The sequence below is a fragment of the Gordonia otitidis genome (genome assembly GCF_020735545.1).
Taxonomy (GTDB): Bacteria; Actinomycetota; Actinomycetes; order Mycobacteriales; family Mycobacteriaceae; genus Gordonia; species Gordonia otitidis.
In genome coordinates this window covers 3,687,507-3,707,498 of the sequence record NZ_CP085974.1, presented here as the reverse complement: position 1 = coordinate 3,707,498, position 19,992 = coordinate 3,687,507, and the positions used below count along the sequence as shown (strand labels likewise).

At 65.7% G+C, this 19,992-nt stretch carries 19 protein-coding genes and 1 pseudogene; 7 read left to right on the top strand and 13 right to left on the bottom strand.

Going from position 1 to position 19,992, the window contains the following annotated elements; all coding sequences use genetic code 11:
• Positions 1–18: 18 nt before the first annotated feature.
• Positions 19–414: a hypothetical protein gene (locus LK459_RS16890; RefSeq protein ID WP_051998006.1), complete on the bottom strand. Its 396-nt coding sequence runs from the start codon at positions 412–414 to the stop codon at positions 19–21.
• Between the two features lie 172 nt (positions 415–586).
• Between LK459_RS16890 and LK459_RS16885 the strand changes: the two genes are divergently transcribed.
• A complete protein-coding gene (locus LK459_RS16885; RefSeq protein WP_227923827.1) occupies positions 587–1,510 on the top strand; it encodes a diacylglycerol/lipid kinase family protein in 924 nt (307 codons plus the stop codon).
• 498 nt (positions 1,511–2,008) lie between these two features.
• Positions 2,009–2,263 (top strand): WhiB family transcriptional regulator, encoded by a 255-nt coding sequence (locus LK459_RS16880; protein ID WP_005170735.1) that lies wholly within the window; start codon positions 2,009–2,011, stop codon positions 2,261–2,263.
• A 149-nt stretch (positions 2,264–2,412) separates the two neighbouring features.
• Here the strand turns inward: LK459_RS16880 and LK459_RS16875 are convergent, their stop codons facing one another.
• The 5 genes from LK459_RS16875 to LK459_RS16860 all read right to left on the bottom strand — a co-directional run bounded on the left by LK459_RS16875 (position 2,413) and on the right by LK459_RS16860 (position 5,631).
• A complete protein-coding gene (locus LK459_RS16875; RefSeq protein WP_227919699.1) occupies positions 2,413–3,927 on the bottom strand; it encodes a sensor histidine kinase in 1,515 nt (504 codons plus the stop codon).
• 28 nt (positions 3,928–3,955) lie between these two features.
• Positions 3,956–4,171 carry a biotin/lipoyl-binding carrier protein gene (locus LK459_RS16870; protein WP_007239958.1) on the bottom strand — a complete coding sequence of 72 codons (216 nt, stop codon included), beginning with the start codon at positions 4,169–4,171 and terminating at the stop codon, positions 3,956–3,958.
• Between the two features lie 171 nt (positions 4,172–4,342).
• Positions 4,343–4,417 (bottom strand): 50S ribosomal protein bL37, encoded by a 75-nt coding sequence (locus LK459_RS23340; protein WP_109239415.1) that lies wholly within the window; start codon positions 4,415–4,417, stop codon positions 4,343–4,345.
• 129 nt (positions 4,418–4,546) lie between these two features.
• Positions 4,547–4,861 (bottom strand): mycothiol system anti-sigma-R factor, encoded by a 315-nt coding sequence (rsrA, locus tag LK459_RS16865; RefSeq protein ID WP_227919697.1) that lies wholly within the window; start codon positions 4,859–4,861, stop codon positions 4,547–4,549.
• On the bottom strand, positions 4,858–5,631 hold the full coding sequence (locus tag LK459_RS16860) for a sigma-70 family RNA polymerase sigma factor (protein ID WP_227923825.1): 774 nt from the start codon (positions 5,629–5,631) through the stop codon (positions 4,858–4,860). The genes rsrA and LK459_RS16860 overlap by 4 nt, the downstream gene beginning before the upstream one ends.
• A 337-nt stretch (positions 5,632–5,968) precedes the next feature.
• Between LK459_RS16860 and ybaK the strand changes: the two genes are divergently transcribed.
• Both ybaK and LK459_RS16850 read left to right on the top strand, forming a co-directional pair.
• Positions 5,969–6,457 (top strand): Cys-tRNA(Pro) deacylase, encoded by a 489-nt coding sequence (ybaK, locus tag LK459_RS16855; protein ID WP_007239961.1) that lies wholly within the window; start codon positions 5,969–5,971, stop codon positions 6,455–6,457.
• Between the two features lie 32 nt (positions 6,458–6,489).
• On the top strand, positions 6,490–7,299 hold the full coding sequence (locus tag LK459_RS16850; protein WP_227919696.1) for an SOS response-associated peptidase: 810 nt from the start codon (positions 6,490–6,492) through the stop codon (positions 7,297–7,299).
• Positions 7,300–7,310: 11 nt separating this feature from the next.
• On the opposite strand, the gene LK459_RS16845 is transcribed toward LK459_RS16850, so the two are convergent.
• On the bottom strand, positions 7,311–8,315 hold the full coding sequence (locus LK459_RS16845; protein ID WP_007239963.1) for a zinc-binding alcohol dehydrogenase family protein: 1,005 nt from the start codon (positions 8,313–8,315) through the stop codon (positions 7,311–7,313).
• A 159-nt stretch (positions 8,316–8,474) separates the two neighbouring features.
• Here LK459_RS16845 and LK459_RS16840 point away from each other — a divergent pair, with 159 nt between their 5' ends.
• Entirely contained in the window at positions 8,475–9,095 is a 621-nt protein-coding gene (locus LK459_RS16840) for a DUF1345 domain-containing protein (RefSeq protein ID WP_227919694.1), read from the top strand.
• A 33-nt stretch (positions 9,096–9,128) separates the two neighbouring features.
• On the opposite strand, the pseudogene LK459_RS16835 reads toward LK459_RS16840, so the two are convergent.
• A pseudogene (locus LK459_RS16835) lies at positions 9,129–10,667 on the bottom strand (flavin-containing monooxygenase).
• A 102-nt stretch (positions 10,668–10,769) separates the two neighbouring features.
• Positions 10,770–11,918 (bottom strand): ATP-grasp domain-containing protein, encoded by a 1,149-nt coding sequence (locus LK459_RS16830; RefSeq protein ID WP_407648807.1) that lies wholly within the window; start codon positions 11,916–11,918, stop codon positions 10,770–10,772.
• Positions 11,919–12,128: 210 nt separating this feature from the next.
• Between LK459_RS16830 and LK459_RS16825 the strand changes: the two genes are divergently transcribed.
• Positions 12,129–13,373 carry an MFS transporter gene (locus LK459_RS16825; RefSeq protein WP_227919691.1) on the top strand — a complete coding sequence of 415 codons (1,245 nt, stop codon included), beginning with the start codon at positions 12,129–12,131 and terminating at the stop codon, positions 13,371–13,373.
• 25 nt (positions 13,374–13,398) lie between these two features.
• Here LK459_RS16825 and malQ read toward each other — a convergent pair whose 3' ends face one another.
• Complete coding sequence (gene malQ / locus LK459_RS16820; RefSeq protein WP_227919689.1) at positions 13,399–15,579, bottom strand: 4-alpha-glucanotransferase; 2,181 nt, start codon at positions 15,577–15,579, stop codon at positions 13,399–13,401.
• Between the two features lie 114 nt (positions 15,580–15,693).
• On the opposite strand from malQ, the gene LK459_RS16815 reads away from it, so the two are divergent.
• Positions 15,694–16,311 carry a cysteine hydrolase gene (locus LK459_RS16815; protein ID WP_007239969.1) on the top strand — a complete coding sequence of 206 codons (618 nt, stop codon included), beginning with the start codon at positions 15,694–15,696 and terminating at the stop codon, positions 16,309–16,311.
• Positions 16,312–16,328: 17 nt separating this feature from the next.
• On the opposite strand, the gene LK459_RS16810 is transcribed toward LK459_RS16815, so the two are convergent.
• From LK459_RS16810 to LK459_RS16800, 3 genes are all read right to left on the bottom strand, one after another.
• Positions 16,329–17,675 (bottom strand): MFS transporter, encoded by a 1,347-nt coding sequence (locus tag LK459_RS16810; RefSeq protein WP_227923824.1) that lies wholly within the window; start codon positions 17,673–17,675, stop codon positions 16,329–16,331.
• Between the two features lie 161 nt (positions 17,676–17,836).
• A complete protein-coding gene (locus LK459_RS16805; protein WP_227919688.1) occupies positions 17,837–18,862 on the bottom strand; it encodes an esterase/lipase family protein in 1,026 nt (341 codons plus the stop codon).
• A 240-nt stretch (positions 18,863–19,102) separates the two neighbouring features.
• Positions 19,103–19,759, bottom strand: a complete 657-nt coding sequence (locus LK459_RS16800) for an SDR family oxidoreductase (RefSeq protein WP_227919687.1) — start codon at positions 19,757–19,759, stop codon at positions 19,103–19,105.
• Between the last annotated feature and the right edge of the window lie 233 nt (positions 19,760–19,992).

Below are 19,992 nucleotides of genomic sequence, written 5' to 3'. Positions count from 1 at the left end.
GTCTCACTCCGCCCCGTCTCACTTCGCACCGTCGAGTTCGCCCGAGATCCATCGCACCGACGCCGGATGGAAGAGCAGCACCAGGGTGACGACCGCCGCGATCGCCAACGGAATGGCGAAGCCCACCTGGTGGCTCGTGAACAGGTAATAGGCGACGGGAAGGAGCAGGATCTGCGCGACCAACGAGATGGCCCGACCCCAGCGCCGTCCGCGCATCAGCGCGACACCGCCGACCAGGACACCACCGAAGATGATGCCGAACCAGGCCGCGGTGCCGTACCCGCTGATGGCGGCCTCGTGATGTCCCGCGGCAGCTCGGATCACCAGCACGATCGCGAAGATCACCGCGATCGCTCCTTCGAGCGCGGTGATGGCACCTGCCACCCGCAGTTGAACCGGGCAGCGCGCAGTCACACTCGACGCCGCGCCGGCCGGTGGCCGACCGGCGCGCTGTGCCGACGAGCGTCCTTGTCGGTCGGCTGGGCCCTGCTCTTTACTCACCCGTCCAGACTATGGGGTGCTCCGAGCAAGGGGTCGCAGGGTGGGCGATCGTGGCGACCCCATATCCTCGGGAGTCGTGCGCGTCATGCTCATCGTCAACCCCTTTGCGACCGCGACCACGGCCGCGGGTCGCGACGCGCTCGTCAACACCCTCGGCGCCCACGTACCCGTCGACGTCGAACACACCACCCATCGTGGCCACGCGGGCGAGCTCGGCGCGCGGGCCAGACGTGAGGGATACGACGTGGTCGTCGTGCACGGTGGCGACGGCTCGGTCAACGAGGTGACCAACGGCCTTCTCGGCCCTCCAGCAGAGTTCGATCCCACCCTCACGCGCCCCGCGCTGGCCATCATCCCCGGCGGAAGCGCCAACGTGTTCGCGCGCACACTCGGCGTCGATTCGGATCCGTTGCGCGCGACACGCCAACTCATCGATCTCCTCGACGCGTCGTCGATTCACCGAATCGGACTGGGGCACACAGATACTCGATGGTTTCTGTTCAACGCGGGCATGGGTATGGATGCCGTCGTGGTCCACGCGATGGAGGACAAACGCCACTCGGGAAAGGCGGCCACACCCGGCCGCTACCTCTGGACGACGATCAGTTGTTTCGTGCGCGGATCGTCGAATCAACCCGCCTTCCGCGTGCGGTTCGACGGGCACGACCCGGTCGACGGTGTGCGTTTCGCCTTCGTGAGCAACACCACGCCGTGGACATTTCTGGGTAACCACGAGATCAGGACGAATCCCCACACCGACCTCACGAGCCGACTCGGAGTGTTCGCCGCGACCTCGACGGGAGTGATGCGCAACATCGGACTCGCGACCCGCCTGCTCACCCATCGCGAGCCCAGGGCACCCCACCTGATCCGGGACGACGACGTCGAATGGGTACAGTTCGACGCCGACGAGCCCATCGACGTCCAGATGGACGGGGATTACGTGGGAGAGTTCAAGTCGATTCGCTTCACCCATCGCGAGGGCGTCCTCGACGTCGTCGCCCCCTGACGACATCTCCGGATCTGCGGTCGCGCCTCCCCTTTCGCCGCACGGGTCGCCGCGACTCCGAGAGGCGGACCCGACGGTCGGCCGTCGGCGTCGACAACGCCGCCGACCTCGGTGCTTCCTGACCCGGGAGTCAGATGAAATTCCGATTACGCGCAGGCTGACGGCAATAGTCGGGTGTCCGATGTCACGCCCTGATGCGCCAGAATGCGATCTACGCCACTAGCTGCGGAAACATAACGGCAATAATCGAACAACCGGCGTAGCATAGAACATTGGCACGGACGCGGGTGCACCACCCCCCTCCCGCAAGGGGCCACGGAGAGTGATATTGCACACGTGTCGATGAACACCATTGACTTCGGCTGGATTCGTGAAAGTATTCACAAGCAACAGCACGGAAACATTTGGTGTGTCTACGTGAACTGATGGTTACAGCCACAAGAAGCAAGATTTCGATGACGAGTGGTGCGCGTGATACGCGCGCCTGAAGGAGAAGGAATGGACTGGCGTCACAAGGCAATCTGTCGCGACGAGGACCCCGAGCTGTTCTTCCCTGTGGGAACCAGCGGTCCGGCAATCGCTCAGATCGCTGATGCGAAGCTCGTCTGCGCGCGGTGCCCCGTCACCGCCGAATGCCTGTCCTGGGCTCTCGAGTCCGGTCAGGACGCCGGTGTGTGGGGCGGCATGAGCGAGGACGAGCGCCGTGCGCTCAAGCGTCGCACTGCACGCACGCGGACACGCAGCAGCGTCTGATCGATTCAGACCACGGTCCCCGATCACTGCGGGGACGACAAGTTGACCCGGCCGAGTGCCGGGTCTTCTTGTCTGTTCTCGTTGTCAACGTGGGACTGCGCTCCTTGTTGCACATGAGCCCGACACGATCGGCCCCTTCTGCGACATGCTCACGCGGGCGTGCGCGCATGCAATGGCACCGTGATGCGCGCTTGCGCCCCCTGCCCATGCGGGTTCGGGCCGAGTTCCAGCGCGCCACCGAGTTCGATGTTCACGAGCGTCTGGACGATCTGCAGGCCCAGTCGTTCGGAGTCGTTGATCGAGAAGTTGTCGGGCAACCCGGTGCCGTTGTCGCGCACGGTGACCACCATGCGACGCACGTCGCGGTCGGCCGAGATCTCGATGCGCGCGTCGTCGCGCGGCTGCGCGAAGCCGTGTTCGACGGCGTTCTGGATCAGTTCGGTCAACACCATCACCAGTGGCATCGCCAGTTCTGCCGGCAGTACGCCGAGCCGGTCGCGGTGGCTCACCGACACCGGCGTCTCCCCTGCCGCGACGTCGACCATGCTCGGGAGCAACCTCGACACCGCCTCGTCCATGTCGACCTCTTCGTCGACGCTGCCGGACAGCAGCTCGTGCACGGTCGCGATGGCCGCCACCCGCCGCACAGCCTCCACGAGAGCCGATCGAGCTTCGTCGTTGGACGTCCGGCGCGCCTGCAGGCGTAGCAGTGCCGAAACCGACTGCAGGTTGTTCTTGACCCGGTGATGTATCTCGCGGATCGTGGCGTCCTTGCTGATCAGCGCGAGATCGCGGCGCTTGACCTCCGTGACGTCACGGATGAGCACCACCGCTCCGGAACTCACCCCTCGCGGACGAAGGGGCACCGCCCGCAGGAGCACGGTCGCCCGACGGGCATCGGCTTCCATGCGCATACCCACGTCGGGATACGGCCCCTCGGGCGGAACGAGGACACCGGCCGCGACGTCGATCATGGTCGCCGCGTCATGCGACTCGAACGCGTCGGTCAACAGCGACGTCGTCACGTCGGACAGTCGCCTCCCCGACAACTCAGAGGTCCACCCCATGCGATGAAACGCCGAGAGCGCATTGGGGCTCGCGTACACGACGACGCCACGCTCGTCGACGCGGACGAAGCCGTCGCCCGCGCGCGGTGTCGACAGACCCCTCGGATTGGCCTCGAGTCGCGCGAACGTACCGTCGGCGACCATCTGACACAGATCGTTGGCGGAGTCCTGGTACGCCAGCTCCAGCGGCGACGGAAGTCGCGGATGGGTGAGATCGACGGCCCTGGTGAGCACGCCGATCACGTCACCGGAGAATCCGACCGGGACCGCCTCACGTCGGATCGCGACCGACCCGATCCATGTGGGATCCTCCTCGCGCAGGATGTGCCCCTCGTCGAATGCGCGTACGGCCTGCGGATCGGCATCGGCGTCGACGACCATGCCGACCTGATCGCTGGGGAACACCGTCGACGCCGTGTTGGGGCGGCATTGCGCGACCGTCACCACTTCACCGCTCTCCGCACGTACCGCGAGCAGGAAGTCGGCAAAGGAGAGGTCGGCGAGAAGTTGCCATTCGGCGACGAGTCGCTGCAGGTAGGCCGCAGCGCGGTCGGACAGTGTGGTGTGTTCGGCGAGGAGATCCGCCAGCGTCGACATCGGCTTCGCTCAACAGTGTCGCGGGCGACTACTCGTAGGTGGCGATGACGTCGCCCGCCTGGATCACGTCTCCGACCTGCACCTTGACGTCGGCGAGGGTGCCCGACTCCTCCGCGAGTACCGGGATCTCCATTTTCATCGATTCGAGCAGGACGAGTGTGTCGCCGATCTCGATCTGCTGACCGGGCGTTGCCCGGACTTCGAGAACACTCGCCACGATCTCGGCGACCACGTCTTCTGCCATGGGCTCAAATCTAATCCACCACTGTGCCCCGACAGCAGAACACCCGCGAGCGAACCACCCGACCATCAGAGAGTTCGACGCGGCCCGCCGGCTCGGGGCACGAAAAAGCCCGGGCGGACGCGGTCGATGTGACCGACTGTCACGCTCCGGGCGTTTCGTCTGGCACGCAGCTCAGGCGTTGGGGCGCTTGCCGTGGTTGGCAGCACTCTTCTTGCGTGCGCGCTTCTTGCGTCCGCGCTTACCCATGACGGGCCTCCTTCGTCTCCGATGTGCTCAGTGATTGTCCCACGTCGGCCCCCCATTCCGGGAATCGGTGCCGGTGGGGAGTGATCGGTACCCGGCAGGATGCGGCGTCTCGGTCACCCGAGACGGGCGTCATTCGCCGCCGGAGTACCGAGTTTCGCGTACGACGACGGTCTTGCGGATCTCGACGCGGAGTCGGTCGCGCAAGCTGTCCGGCGCACGATCGCCACCGCATTTGCGGTTGATCAGCGCCTTCAGCTGTCGCTCGATGCCGTAGTGCGCCAGGCACGACGGGCAGTTGTCCAGATGCTGCTGCAACCGGGCGCGGGCGGCGGCGTCGCACTCGTTGTCGAGGACGAGCCAGACGTCGGCGATCACTGCAGAACAGTCGAGCGAGGTGAACTCCGGGTCATCGGCCTGCGTCACCTCGGGAATCGAGTCGCTCATCGTGCCACCCCGCTCTCCGAGGCCGGCTCGCGGATGAAGCCGCGGTCGCGGGCCACGTCGGTCAGCAGTTCGCGCAGCTGACGGCGTCCACGGTGCAGACGCGACATGACGGTGCCGATCGGGGTGTCCATGATCTCGGCGATCTCCTTGTACGGGAGACCCTCGACATCGGCGTAGTACACGGCCATCCGGAAATCCTCGGGAAGTGCCTGCAGCGCCGCTTTGATCTCGTCGTCGGGCAGTGCGTCGAGAGCCTCGATCTCGGCAGATCGCAGACCGGTCGACGTGTGCTCGGCGTTGGCTGCGAGTTGCCAGTCGGTGATCTCGTCGGTCGGGTACTGGGCGGGCTGGCGCTGCTTCTTTCGGTACCCGTTGATGTAGGTGTTGGTGAGGATGCGGTACAGCCAGGCCTTGAGGTTGGTGCCCTCACGGAACGAGGCGAACGCCGAGAACGCCTTCACGTAGGTTTCCTGCACGAGGTCTTCCGCATCGGCCGGATTGCGCGTCATCCGCAGCGCGGCGCCGTACATCTGGTCGAGCAACGGGAGCGCGTCGCGCTCGAACCGTTCGGTGAGGTCGGCATCGGTTTCCGACGGATCGGCACGACGCGGCGCCGCCGAGCCGGCCGCGGTGGATGCCGATTCCTGGGTGACGGACTCTTCTGTGGTCGACTCGGCTGTGGTCGACTGAACTGGGGTCGACTCACCTGGGACGGTGTCGCTTGTCCGGTCAGCACCGCCGGCAGAGTCGGGGGACTCGGGAGAAGCCACGTAATTCCCTTCGCTGATGACTCCGGTACCGCGAACCCCGCTGAAGGGCGTCGCAGATGCACCGGTGATGTCGATCAAGCTTACCGACCCCGCTTGCGTTCCGAGCTTCCCAGGTCGTTCGAGCACCATTGCTCCCATCGACGATCCACCTCCTCGATCTGTCCTGTTGTCCTGTACTTATCCGGTCCACCAACAGGTGAACCACCCGCTGAGCAGCGGTGGGGCAGCGCCCTGACATTGTTGGTCAACAGGGTGGCGCCGACAATTGTTCCGCGCATGTCCGATTTGTTGGCGCACACTGATCTGTTGGCGCACGCGACACACACGGGAGGTTCCGATGGCAGCGACTCCAGCACTCACTGCGCTCGCCAAGGCGGGGGTGCCACACGACGTGCACAGCTACGCGCACGACCGGAAGTCCGACGCCTACGGAGCGGAGGCGGTCGACGCGTTGTCGTCGCTCGGCGTGTCGCCGGAACAGATCTTCAAGACACTCGTCGTGTCGCTGACCGGCGGACCAGGTGGGCTCGCCGTCGCCGTCGTGCCCGTACCGCACAAGCTGTCACTCAAGGCCATCGCGGCGGCCCTCGGGGCATCCAAGGCTGTCATGGCCGACGCCAAGGCCGTCACCCGATCGACCGGTTACGTGCTCGGCGGCGTGTCACCACTGGGACAGCGCACAGCCCTGCCGACCGTCGTCGACTCGTCGGCACTGGCCTGGGACCGAGTCCTGTGCAGCGCAGGTAAACGCGGCCTGGAGGTGGAGCTGTCGCCGACCGACCTCGTGGCGGCGACCTCGGCGGTCACCGCCGACATCGCTGTCTGAGTCGTGTCGGTACCGCGTGACAGCATGGAGTCATGTGCGGACGTTTCGCGGTGACCACCGACCCTGCGAAGCTCGCGGCCGAGATCGACGCGGTGAACGAGGTGCCCGCGTCGTCGGCGACTGGTTCCACCGGAAGCGCTGATGGCGACGCGACCGGCACCGAACAGACGGACTCCACGAGTGACGAGCGCAAGTCGCGACCGCTCGGCACGAATTACAACGTGGCGCCGACGTCGACGATCCTGACGGTCGTCGAACGTCATTCCCACGACGACCCACACGACGATCCGCGCCTGCGTATCCGCCCGATGCGGTGGGGGTTGGTCCCGTCCTGGGCCAAGGAGGTCGGCAAGGGGCCGCTGCTGTTCAACGCTCGCGCTGAGACGGCCGCGGAGAAGAGTTCGTTCCGCAGTGCGGTCAAGTCGAAGCGCTGCCTCGTTCCGATGGACGGCTGGTACGAGTGGAAGGCCGGTCCGGATAACAGCAAGGGCAAGCCGACGAAGATCCCGTTCTTCATGTCACCGAAGGACGGCACCCGGCTGTTCATGGCCGGGCTGTGGTCGACCTGGCACGACCGTTCCGACCGCGACGCCCCTCCCCTGCTGAGTTGCACGATTCTCACGACCGATGCCGTCGGCGAATTGCGCGAGGTCCACGACCGTATGCCCCTGATCATGCCGTTCGACAACTGGGACGCCTGGCTCGACCCCGACCATCCTGCCCCGACCGAGCTGTTCTCACCCCCGAGTCACGAGGTGGCGGACGCGATCGGAATTCGCGAGGTGTCGCCACTGGTCAACCGGGTCACCAACAACGGCCCGGAACTGCTCGCGCCTGCCTGACCTCCGCGTGGTCAGTCGTCGGGGACGAGCACGGCGGCACCGTCGAACCGGCCTGCCTCCAGATCGGCGAGCGCATGGTCGGCCCTGGAGAGCGGATACCTGTGCGTGGTGGCGGCGATCCCGTATCGGGCCGCGAGTTCGAGGAATTCACGGCCGTCGTCGCGCGTGTTGGCGGTGACCGAGCGGATCTCTTTCTCGTAGAACAGTTCTCGCTCATAGTTCAGCATCGGGATGTCCGACAGGTGGATGCCCGCTATCGAGAGCACGCCACCGCGGTCGAGTGCGCGCATCGCCACCGGGACGAGTTCTCCGACGGGCGCGAAGGTGATGGCGGCGTCGAGCGGCACCGGCGGCGCATCGTAGGCGCCGTTGACCGAGGCCGCCCCCAACGATCGGGCGAGTTCCTGCGCTTTCTCTCCGCGGGTCATGACGTGGACCTCCGCGCCCTGCGCGATCGCCAGTTGCGCGCACAGGTGTGCGCTGCCGCCGAATCCGTACAACCCCAGCCTGCCGCCGTCGGGCAGTGATGCCCGTACCAGTGCGCGGTAGCCGATGATTCCCGCGCAGAGCAGCGGGGCGAGCGTGACGTCGTCGACGCCGTCGGGCAGTCGGTAGGCAAAATCGGCAGGAACCGTCGTGTACTCGGCGTAACCCCCATCGACGTCCCAACCGGTGTATGTCGATGCCGGACAGAGATTCTCATTGCCTCGTCTGCAGTACTTACACGTTCCGTCGGTGTGGTGGAGCCAGGCCACCCCGACGCGGTCGCCGCTGTCGAAGCCGCGCACCTGCTCACCGGAGTCGACGACCTCACCGACCACCTCGTGTCCCGGCGTGACGCCTGCGCGATGAACCGGGAGGTCACCCTCGGTGACATGCAAATCGGTACGACAGACACCACAGGCACGCACCTTGACCAGCAATTCGTCCGGGCCCGGCGTAGGCACGGGTTTGTCGACCAATTCGATGGGGTGGCCGCCGATCGGCCCGGGGCGGGTGACTGACCATGCGCGCATGTCCCCACTGTAATTTCGTCGCGCCCGGTGTGTACTTGGTCCATGAATGCCGACCGAACGAGTGCCGATCAAGGAAGCTCCGGGCAAGGAGCCTCTGGACCGACGAGTTCTGGACCGTCGAGTTCTGGACAGTCGAGTTCTGGCTGGGGCTGGCTCCGGATGCCCCATCGCGGCGACGCGCCTGCGATCGTGCGGCTCGCGGTGAGTATCGCGGTCGGAGCTGCGGCCGCCGTCGGCATCGCGCAGGAGATCCCCCGGGGGGCTCCGCTCGCCGGGTGGGCGATCGGCGCGGGCCTGTTCGTGATCTGGACGTGGCTGGCGCTGTGGCCGATGGACAACACTGCCACCGAAACCCACGCCAGCAAGGAGGAACCGACGCGATTGGGTGCGTTCGCCATCATTCTCGTCGCTGCTTTCATGAGCCTGATCGGCATCGTCGAGGTGCTCTCCCGGAAGGACCCGGTGCTGCTCCTCATCGCACTTCTGTCCGTCGTCGCCTCGTGGGCGGCGATCCACACGATGTACGCCATGCACTATGCCCGCGCGTATTTCGGGACCGACGGTCCTGCCGGCGTCGACTTTCACCAGGACGAACCCCCGCGCTACAGCGATTTCGCCTACATGGCGGTCACGGTCGGCATGAGCTACGCGATCTCCGACACCGACATCGGATCGTCGAAACTACGCCGAGTCATCGTCTTCCACGCGTTGCTGAGCTACTTCTTCGGCACGGTGATCGTCGCGTTGTTGATCAATCTCACCGCGAACGTCGGGTCCTGAGCACGTTCGATCGGCCGCGCTGGCTACACACGCTCAGTCGTAGCTGTAGGAGTTCAGCGGATAGCTGCCCATCTCCCGCAGTGTCGTCAACGTCGAATTGGGGCGCAGCAATGTCGCTTCTCCGTGCGGATCGAAGTAGTAACTGCGCGACGTCGCACAGTTGCCGCGATAGAACACCGACGATTGCAGGTGGTCGGTGACCTCGGCCAGGAATCGGTCGTTCGCCTCGTCTGTGACCTCGAACGTGTCCGCATCGCGACGCCGGAGTTCGGTGAACAGTCGAGCGATGTGCCGCATCTGCGACTCGATGGTGGTGAAATACGAGAGCCCGCTGTAGGAGTAGGGACTGTTGAGCGACAAGAAGTTCGGGAACCGCGGGATGGTGATGCCCTCGAATGCCTGAAAGCGGTTCTCGCGCCACCACTTTCCCAGATTCCTACCCCCGCGACCGACGATCGTCATTGCGGGGAAATTGGTGTCCCACAGGTCGAACCCGGTCGCGAGCACCAGCGTGTCGATCGAGTGACGCGTTCCGTCCGCGCTGACCACGGCATCTGCTTCGAAGTGACCGATGCCGCCGGTCTCGAGCGTGACGTTTCGCCTCGCGAAAGCACGGAAGTACTTGTTGGAGAATGTCGGTCGCTTGCAGCCGAAATCGTAGTCCGGCGTCAGGGCGCGCCGCGTCGCGCGGTCGGGCACCTGCGCTCGCAGGTGTGCACGCGCAAGCAATGCCGCGGCCTTGTTCCCCGGTCCGAACTGCTTGAAATGCAGCACCCCGAACACCATCAGCACTTCCAGTAGCGACGTGTTGACGAGCCGGGCTACGCGCTGAGTGGCCGGAGCAGTGGCAAAGATCTTCTGCAGCGCAGCGGGTATCGGGAAATCGACCTTGGGTACCACACAGATGGGGGTTCGCTGGAACACCGTGAGTGCGGCAGCATCCCTGGCGGCTTCGGGGATCAACTGGACCGCGGTGGCGCCGGTGCCGATCACGGCGACACGACGTCCGGTGAAGTCGAATCCGTCCTACCAGTCGGCGGTGTGCAACACCTTTCCCGTGAACGAGTCGAGGCCGGGAAAATCGGGGATGTGCGGCTGCGACAGAAACCCTGTAGCGGTGACGAAGTAACGGCAGGTACGACTCGAACCGTCGGCGGTGTACACCGTCCACAAGTGGGTGCGCTCATCCCACTCTGCGCGCTCGACACTGGTGGAGAATTCCATGTGCCTCTTGAGGTCGTACTTCTCGGCGACGTGTTCGGCGTAGCGCTTGAGCTCAGCACCGGGTGCGAACAGGCGCGACCAGTACGGATTGGGTTCGAAGCTGTAGGAGTAGGTGACCGACGCGATATCGACAGCGAGCCCGGGATAGTGGTTCACATGCCACGTCCCGCCGAGGTCGTCCTCTCGCTCCAGAATCGCGATCGACTCGATCCCCTGGCGCCTGAACTCGATCGCCCCACCCATTCCGCCGAAGCCTGCGCCGACGATGACGACCTCGTGGTCCGGCTGCGTCGAACCGCCCGCGCCCGACCCGCTCGACCCCGTCGTTGTGCTCGACTGCACCACCATCGACCCCGTTCCCGCATTTCTCCGCGACTGACCGCGCAGCGTTGTCTGTGACTCGAAGACACAGTAACGCAGATCACCCTCGACCAGGAAGGGTGAGCCGCCTCAGGTGATCGCCGATCCGTCGTAGAGCACATCGAAGAACTGGGTGGCGACGAGTTGTTCGCCCTTCTTTCGATTGACCCCCAGCTGTCTGCGGTACTTGGCGACATGCTGCAACGACAACGCGGAGTACAGCAGCGGAAGGTGGTCCTTGCGCTGGTCGTAGACGCCCGCTGCCCCCTTGGCGGCGAGACGATTGGCCTGCCAGTGCGACGGATGCATCAAGACGTCGCGGAGGACAGCCGCCTTGATCATCTTCTTCCGACCCGGCGGGACGACCACCAGCTCACCCGGATCGAACAGGGCCGCATCGAACTCTTCAGGCGTGGCGACGGTGCACCCCGCCGTCGGACGTGGATTGCACTCGACCATGTGGTGCACGCCGTCGTCGGTCATGAGGAAGTCGAAGCTGATCTGACCGTGCCAGTTCAGCTCGCGGGCGATCGTCTGCGCGGCGTGCAACGATTCCGGTGAGTCGACGGACTCGAACACGATCCCGCCGCGGTTGTCGATGGCCAGAGGGTGCTCGTAACACGAGTGCAAGACCACCTCGCCGTGGTGGACCACGCTCCAGCTACAGCGGTCGACACCCTTCAGGTACTCCTGCACCAGCCAGGGATCGTCAGCGGTGGGATGCACGGCGTCGAGGCTCGTCTCGGATGCGAGCGGTCCGGTGTTCGTCACCACGTCGAGCCCACCCCTGCCATAGGCCGCGCGGGCGAACCAGTGTTCCCAGTGCGTCGTCGCCGCGCGCAGCTCCTCCTGCGAGGTCGCCGTGATGGAGTCGGCGACGGGCAGGTCCAGCGATCGGCACAGTTCGCTGAAGCTCACCTTGTCGTGCACGCGGTGCAGGGTGTCGAAGTCGGGGAAGAACAGCTCGAGATCACGATGGCCCGCCATCAGACGGTCCCGGTGATACGCGAGGTAGAACACCTCCTCGAACATCGGTAGCAGCCAGGTGACCTCCTCGGCGTCGATGATGTCGACGATCGCCGAGATGAATGCTTCGGTCTCCTGGGTCGGCGCAGGCACGGTGTAGTGCTTGCGCGCGCCGCGCGAGTGACTACCCGGCGCGGAGCGGAAGGTGTCGGCGGCGATCACCCGCCTGCCGGTCACACCGAGCTTGTGGATCTCGTCGACGGCGAACGGCATCCGTGAGGTGGTGACAAGGATCGTGGGATCGATGGCTGGCACGGATCAACCCTAACGGCGTGTGGGATGGCGTGCGCCGAACTCGACGTCCACGGCACATATACCGCCCATTGCGGCGCAAGCCGACTCCATCGTCGGCACCCCACTCGCCGGACGGATCACCGTCCGCCCGTCCGGAATACCGCAGGGGGTTTCGACGCTGGGTCACGTATGACGCAGAGGCCTGACGCACGATCGCCCGGGACGACGGCATCGACGAGCGAACCCCGGTCCGGGGCGCGTTCGTTCGTCGCAGCCATCGCGGCGTTCGCCGTCGTGATGCTCGGCACCACACTGCCGACCCCGCTCTACTCGATCTACGCCGAGGAACTCGGCTTCGGTGTCACCACGACGACCGTCATCTTCGCTGTCTACGCGGCCGGGGTGATCGTTGCGCTTGTCTGTTTCGGACGATGGTCGGATGTCGTGGGTCGGCGGCCACTGCTGATCGCCGGCGCGATCCTCTCCGCCGTGAGCGCCGTGGTTTTCCTGACCGCGGGGCCGGTGTGGCAGCTGATGATCGGCCGCGTGCTCTCGGGACTGTCCGCGGGCATCTACGCCGGCGCGGCCACAGCGGCGGTCATCGAACTCGCACCACCGAACTGGCGTCACCGCGCGCCGGCACTCGCAACCGCGGCGAACATCGGCGGATTGGGGCTCGGACCACTCATCGCGGGACTGCTCGCCCAGTTCGCGCCACTGCCGCTGCGCCTGTCATTCATCGTCGACCTGGTACTGCTCGCCATCGTCTTCGTCGGGATCTGGTTCATGACCGAACCGGTCACGCGCACACCGGGAGCCCGCCTCTCGGTGCAGCGACTGTCGGTCCCGCCGGAGACCAGGGGCGTCTTCCTCCGAGCGGCTATCGCGGCGTTCGCGGGTTTTGCGGTGATGGGAACGTTCACCGGTGTGACACCGGCATTCGTGTCGCAGGTCCTCGGCATCGATTCCCACGCGTTGGCGGGCATCCTGGTGTTCCTGCTGTTCGGCTCGTCCGCAGCGGCACAGATCGCCGGTCGGTCTGTGCCGACCGAACGCGCACTCGTCGCCGGTTGTGCGTTGCTGTTGGTCGGCATGATGGTGCTCGTCGCAGGGTTGCTGGCGGCGTCGTTCGCCCTGCTCGTCATCGGCGCGCTGGTCGCCGGTGCCGGCCAAGGACTCTCGTTCAGCAAGGGTCTCGCGTCGGTGGTCGGTGCGAGTCCTGCGGATCGACGGGCAGAGGTGACCTCGACCTTCTTCGTCGTCGCCTACGTCGCGATCTCGATCCCGATCGTCGGCGAGGGCTTCGCGGCGTCCCACTGGGGCCTGCGGACGTCGGGGGTGGTATTCAACATCGCGGTCGGCGTCCTCGCACTCGTCGCGCTGGTGCTGACCGCGATCGCCGTGCGCCGGGAGAACGCACGCGCCTACTCCTGAACCACCGGTGACGCCCGCGGCCGTCTCAGTCCTTGCCGCCCGCACCCCTGGCTGCCCCGACACCCTCACCGGCGAGAGCCGATACCAGGTCTGAGAACCGACGACTGCTCGCGAGGTCCTCCACGAGCACGGCGGTGCCGCCGTCGTCGGCAAGCGGAATGCACCAGTTGGGATATTGATCGCTGTTGGTGCCGGGCTGATTCTGAATCCGCCGCTCGCCGACCGCGTCGACGAGCGCGACACCGAGCAGCACAGACGGCGTCGCAGCGATGAGCCGATAGAGCGCCTCCACGGTCTCCGGGCTCGTGAGTTCGGCGTCCGGGTCCAGGAGCCCACGCGCTCGTGCCATGTCGAGGATGGCATCGCGATCACGCGCATCGCGGGCGCGTTCGTCGGCCTCCGACGTCTCGAGGAGTCCGAGTTCTGCACGCAGGTCGATGTGCTCGCCCGCCAGATAGCCGACGGTCGGCGGCAGATCGTGGGTCGTCACCGACGTGAGACAGAGTTCGCGATAATCCTCCGGCGGGATAGGCGCGTACGGCCCGTGTTCGAACCACAGGATCGACGTGCCGAGGATGCCCCGCTGTGCCAGCGCGGTCTGCACGGTCGGCTCGAATACGCCGAGGTCTTCACCGATCACGACCGCACCGGCGCGCTGAGCTTCGAGGGCGAGAATGCCCAGCAGCGCGTCGTGGTCGTAGCGGACGTAGGTGCCGCCCGCGGGCCCCATGCCGTCGGGGATCCACCACAGCCGAAAGAGTCCCAGGATGTGGTCGACCCGCAGTCCCCCCGCGTGGCGCATGACCGTGCGCAGCATGTCCCGGTACGGTACGTAACCCGCGTCGGCCAGCCTTCCCGGATGCCACGGCGGCTGATCCCAGCCCTGCCCCTGCTGGTTGAACCCGTCCGGCGGTGCTCCGACCGTGGCACCCGAGGCCAGAACGTCATCGAGCATCCATGCGTCGGCTCCGTGACGGTCGACGCCGACTGCGAGATCGGTGATGATCCCGATACTCATACCCGAAGCGATCGCAGAGTGTTGTGCGCTGGCCAGCTGTTCGTCGCAGATCCACTGCAGCCACATGTAGAAGTCGATGCGGTCGCCGTACTTTCGGCGTAACCGCTTGAGATAGCGCGCATCGCTGGCCTTCTCCGGCCAGTTGTCGCTGTCGACGCCGAAGCGCTCGACGAGCACGCACCAGGTGGCGAAGCCCTTGAGTCCCTCTCCTTCTCTTTTGCAGAATCTGTCGAAGGCATGGTCACGGCGCTTGCTCCGCGGGACGTCGTGGATGAGCTCGAGTACGTCGAGCTTTGCTCGATACGACTTGTTGCGCTTGATCTCCGACGCGTCGAGGTCGTCGGTGAAGAACTCCTTCTGCAGCGCCTTGATCCACTTGCGCTGGGGTTTGGGAAGCTCGTCGGCTTCGGGGATCTCCTCGACCCTGATGTAGAGCGGGTTGACGAAACGCCTCGTGGCGGGCAGATACGGCGACGCTTCGATCGGCGGACGTGGCGCGGCCGCGTGCATCGGATTGACCTGGACGAAGTCGGCGCCGTAGACACTGCCCGCGATCTCGCAGATGCGCGCGAGGTCGGCGAAGTCACCCACACCCCACGACCCCGCGGACCGTACCGAATACAGCTGCAGCGCGAGACCCCATCGCCTCGTGCCGAGGAGGTCGTCGGCCGTCGAGAGTCGGCGCGGGGTGACGATCAGGGGTGCGCTCGCGTAGGTGTCACGGGCGGGATTGGCGGCGACGATCTCGTGATAGCCCTGCGGAAGTCCACCCGGTACAGCGAAGGTCGCACGCCCGGTCAGTACGCCGTCGACGTCACGCGGCTGCGTCCACACATCGAGCTGGGTCGGCGTGACCGTGTCGCCGGATTCGGTGCGGATGCTGACGGCGACCGGATCACCGTGCGGAACGTGCACGGCGAACGTCGCCTGCGTGTTCGCCGACTCGTCGGTTTCGGTGACCACGGTGACCGATGGCAGGAATCGACGCCATTCCGCGACGTCGAGTTCTGCCAGGGACTGTTCGATGTGATCGTCGGTTCCGGCCTCGACGTCGAGGGACGCGAGCACCCTGACCAGCGTGTCGCGCGAGACCTCGTGATAGTTCTGATCCCACCCGGTGTAGCCGACGCTCACTCCGCATCGTTGTGCGAGCTCCGCCAGCCGGTCACTCACCTGATCGGTCGTCACGTCTGCATCGTCTCACCGATTGGGCGGGGATGCGCGTTCACCGACGACCTTGCGCGGCGGGCCGTCGCGCAGTTGAATTCTTGTGACCCCGATCACCGCCTGCTGGGAGTACCCATGTCCGACGACGCACTGACACTCGATCCCACAACCACTGCTCTGGTGCTCATCGAGTTCCAGAACGAGTTCACCACCGACGGTGGTGTCCTGCACGATGCCGTCGCCGAGGTCATGGATTCGACGGGGATGCTGGCCAATACCGTCACCCTGGTCGACAAGGCACGTGCCGCCGGCGTCACCATCATGCACGCGCCGATCACCTTCGCCCCCGGCTACGGGGAACTGACCCGGCACCCCTACGGAATCCTCAAGGGCGTCGTCGACGGCAATGCCTTCGTGAAGGGAACCTGGGGTGCTGCCATCGTCGACGACCTCACCCCGACCGAAGGAGACATCCTCATCGAGGGCAAGCGCGGCCTCGACACGTTCGCGAGCACCAACATCGATTTCATCTTGCGCAGCAAGGGAATCGACACGATCATCCTGGGCGGATTCCTCACCAACTGCTGCGTCGAGTCGACGATGCGGTCGGGCTACGAGAACGGCTACCGGGTCATCACACTGACCGACTGCACCGCGGCGACGTCACCGGCCGAGCACGAGAACGCCATCACGTTCGACTACCCGATGTTCTCACTGCCCGTCGACTCGTCGGCGGTGCTCGCGGCCCTCTAGCCGAGTTCCGGGGTGACTCAGAAGAACTGGTCGCGACGCCGGATCAACGACGTCGCGGCTGCGCTGATGACACCGGTCAGGACCAGGTAGCCCGCAGCCAACCAGGGTGTGCCGCCCGACACCCCGAGGAGTGCGGTCAGGATCAGCGGAGTGAGCCCCGACGCGTAGATGCCGGAGAACTGGTAGACCACCGACAGCCCCGTGTAGCGCACCGGCGTCGGGTACAGGCTCGCGAACAGCGTGCCCTGCGCGCCGTAGAACAGCGCATGGACCACACCGAAGACCACCGCGAGTCCCACCGTGAACCAGACGAGATCTGAGGTCCCGAAGAGCACGAACACCGGGTACACCGCGACCGCGTAGGCGACCATTCCCGCGAGATAGACCCGTCGGGGGCCGAACCTGTCTGTGAGCAGACCCGACACGGGCAGCAGAAGCGCCATCACCGCCGAGGCGATGGTCACCGAGATCAGGACAGACACCTTGGGCAGGCCGAGTTGCGTGGTCGCATAGGCGATCGCGAATACGCCCCAGGTGTTGAACGCCGAACCCTCGCCCCACCGGGCGAGCAGGCCGAGCACCGTGTTGCGTGTATACGGTTGCCGGACAACCTCCTTCAACGGAGCCGACGACTTCTGCGACAGCTCGTCCACCTCCCGGAACGCCGGGGTCTCGTCGACCCTGAGACGCACGACGAAGCCGATGACCACGAGCACGATGCTGCCGAGGAAGGCGATACGCCAGCCGTAGGCGAGGAACGCATCGTCGTCGAAGACCACCTGAAGCAACGCGAAGATCGCCGTACCCAGGGCGAGGCCGAGAGCGAGGCCGATCTGCGGGATCGAACCGAAGAAACCGCGACGCCCGCGCGGGCTGTGTTCGACGGCGAGCAGCACCGCACCCGCCCACTCGCCGCAGAGCGCGAACCCCTGCACGATGCGCAGCAGGAGAAGCAGGATCGGTGCGAGTACGCCGACCTGCGCGGCAGTCGGCACCGCACCCATGGCTGCGGTGGCGAGCCCCATCATGACCATCGTCAGCGCGAGGGTCTTCTTCCGGCCGATCCGGTCGCCGATATGGCCGAACACGACCCCGCCGATCGGACGCACCACGAACCACACGGCGAACGTCGCGAACGTGAGCAGTGTGCCGACGAACCCGCTCTGGTGCGGGAAGAACACCGTGCTGAAGACGAGACTCGCTGCGGTGGCGTAGAGGAAGAAGTCATACCACTCGACCGTCGTACCCAGCAGGCTTGCCAGAGCGACGGTTCGCAGTCGTCGACGCCGTTCGGCGTCGCTCTCGGAGTCGACGCCTCGCGTGTCGAGTGACGTGCCGCCACCCGCAGCCGTCGCAGAACCGATGCTTGTGGCGGTCGAGCTCGTTGATGGCACGGTCACGGTTGATCGACGCTACGCAGCTCACGCGAGGCTGCCCAGACCAACAATCACCGTGATCACAACTGCCGCGGGTCGGCGGGACCGGACTCGGGTGGTGGACTCGCGTAATGGTCGCAGCCGTCACCTCACCGCGCGATGCATACCGGGGGTAGCTGCGCCCCGAGTCCGCGCAGCGCGAGTGACTGCGCTCGCGGTGAGTACGTGAAGTCGGTGTGTTCGGTGTGATCTGCCGGGCAGCCGTCCTGGATGACGATGTTGTCGACGTGTGCGCCGGGGCCGGCGGTCAGAAAGCTCGCGGTGTACGGGGTGGAGACCTCGTCGTATGTCGTGGTGAGCACGGTGTAGTCGAGTCCCGGCATGGTGTCCCCGCCGCTGTTGAGTCGCGTGATGAACTCCGACCCCTGCTGCTGATCGGCGCCGGCAGGACCCGACGCCGCAGCGACCTGTGGCCCGATGTCGACACCTTCCGCGCGCATGTCGTGCTCGAGATCGACGAGCCCGTCCATCGTCGTGCCGTGGTTGGTCGCGGCCATCGTCACCACGCGTGACACCTTGTTGCCCAGGGGATTCGACGCATCGGCTCCACCGTGGAACCTCAGATACGCCCGTGCGATGACGCCGCCCTGCGAGTGCCCCACCAGATCGACCTGCCTCGCACCGGTGACCCGCAGCACGCGCTCGACGAAAGCGCCCAGTTGGGCGGCCGACTCGTCGACGTGGCCCGCGCCGTATTCGCCACCGGACTGCAGTGCGGGGACACCACCCCCGGCCGAGGTGGGCAGAATGCCGAGTTCCGGTGCGAACACACAATATCCGTGACGCGCGAGCACCGGCGCGAAGCCGGCCCACGTCTGATACGCCGACTCCCAGGTGCCATGCACCAGCACGACCGGTCGAGGGTGGGCCTTCGACGGCTTACACGCCCAGTCGTCGGCCCCGGGCGGAATCGCCTCGGGGTGTGGATACCTCGCGGCCGCACGGAAGTCGGACTGCACCGGTCCTGATCCCACCGGGTCGGCGGAACCGCTCGCCGCACTCGCGGGCGGGGCGGTCGCCGCGACCGCACACACGACCGCGACGACCAGACCGGACACCATCGCGGACGCACGGGTGAAACGAATCGGACATTTGCGAAATACCCTGCGTGCCAACAGCTCCCCCTTGATCAGTGTGTCGGGGTGAGCTTATTGCGGACAGCGACGCAGCGGCCCTGGTTGTGAGTGTCCAGCCCATCCGGTGGCGCTGTGTCCGTGAGCGCACCACACGCACCGAGGGATGACGGCGACACCCGTCACGTCGAGTAGTGGGCGACACCTTCGGCGGATCGTCGGAGCCACCTCACGATGTCACGGCGATGGCGTGATTCGACGCCTGTCACCGTGAAGCCCCGATCACGCAGGCTTGATGGCCTCGGCGATGGGGGTCGATCCGTCATTGAATTCGATGAACGCGCCGATCGTCGACGGCTCGGAGATCACGTCCGCAGCAACCTCGGCGACGTTGTCACGGCTCGTGTTCCCCTTCTTCCAGTCACCCTTGTGTGTGACGTCGATGCGGCCCGTACCCGGGTCATCGGTGAGCGCGCTCGGTCCCAGGATCGTCCACTCGAGGTCGGTCTTCTTGAGGTACTCGTCAGCCTCCGCCTTCGATTCCGCGTACGCGTAGAACGGATCGTCCTCCGGGACACCGTGATCGGGACCAGCACCGAAGTACGACACCATGATGTAGCGGTCGACGCCTGCCGACTGCGCCGCATCCATCGAACGGATGGCGGCATCGCGGTCGACGGCGTAGGTGCGCTTCGGGTCCCCACCACCGGCACCCGCGGACCACACGACGACATCCTGGCCGGCGAGCACGGACGCAAGGCCCGCGGTGTCGAGTTTCTCGACATCGGCGACGAGTGGTTGCGCACCGGTCGCGGTGACGTCGTCGGATTGCGCGTCATTTCGGATGAGCGAAGTGACCTCGTCGCCCCGACTGTGCAAGATCTTGGCCAGCCTCAGTGCGATCTTCCCGTGTCCGCCGATGATGATCACCTGTGTCATGAGAGCCCTCGATTCGTCGATGAATGGATCCGTCAGGATTCGCCGAGTCGATGGATTCGTCTCGACAAACGCCGCACTCCATCCAACGTACCGACGCTCCACCCACCGCAGGTGCACGCGGCACCGCTCTCACGGAATGCAGGCGAAACCGGTCACCGGATCTTCTTTGCAGAGTTTACGATTCGATTACTTAGCATCAAGCAACTATATTCATTGCGTGTTGGTCTTTCGAC

Coding starts and splice junctions, on each gene's coding strand:
- LK459_RS16885 (WP_227923827.1), top strand. CDS start 587: ATGCTCATCGTCAACCCCTTTGCGACCGCGACCACGGCCGCGGGTCGC.
- LK459_RS16880 (WP_005170735.1), top strand. CDS start 2,009: ATGGACTGGCGTCACAAGGCAATCTGTCGCGACGAGGACCCCGAGCTG.
- LK459_RS16875 (WP_227919699.1), bottom strand. CDS start 3,927: ATGTCGACGCTGGCGGATCTCCTCGCCGAACACACCACACTGTCCGAC.
- LK459_RS16870 (WP_007239958.1), bottom strand. CDS start 4,171: ATGGCAGAAGACGTGGTCGCCGAGATCGTGGCGAGTGTTCTCGAAGTC.
- rsrA (WP_227919697.1), bottom strand. CDS start 4,861: ATGAGCGACTCGATTCCCGAGGTGACGCAGGCCGATGACCCGGAGTTC.
- ybaK (WP_007239961.1), top strand. CDS start 5,969: ATGGCAGCGACTCCAGCACTCACTGCGCTCGCCAAGGCGGGGGTGCCA.
- LK459_RS16850 (WP_227919696.1), top strand. CDS start 6,490: ATGTGCGGACGTTTCGCGGTGACCACCGACCCTGCGAAGCTCGCGGCC.
- LK459_RS16845 (WP_007239963.1), bottom strand. CDS start 8,315: ATGCGCGCATGGTCAGTCACCCGCCCCGGGCCGATCGGCGGCCACCCC.
- LK459_RS16840 (WP_227919694.1), top strand. CDS start 8,475: ATGCCCCATCGCGGCGACGCGCCTGCGATCGTGCGGCTCGCGGTGAGT.
- LK459_RS16830 (WP_407648807.1), bottom strand. CDS start 11,918: ATGCCGTTCGCCGTCGACGAGATCCACAAGCTCGGTGTGACCGGCAGG.
- LK459_RS16825 (WP_227919691.1), top strand. CDS start 12,129: ATGACGCAGAGGCCTGACGCACGATCGCCCGGGACGACGGCATCGACG.
- LK459_RS16815 (WP_007239969.1), top strand. CDS start 15,694: ATGTCCGACGACGCACTGACACTCGATCCCACAACCACTGCTCTGGTG.
- LK459_RS16800 (WP_227919687.1), bottom strand. CDS start 19,759: ATGACACAGGTGATCATCATCGGCGGACACGGGAAGATCGCACTGAGG.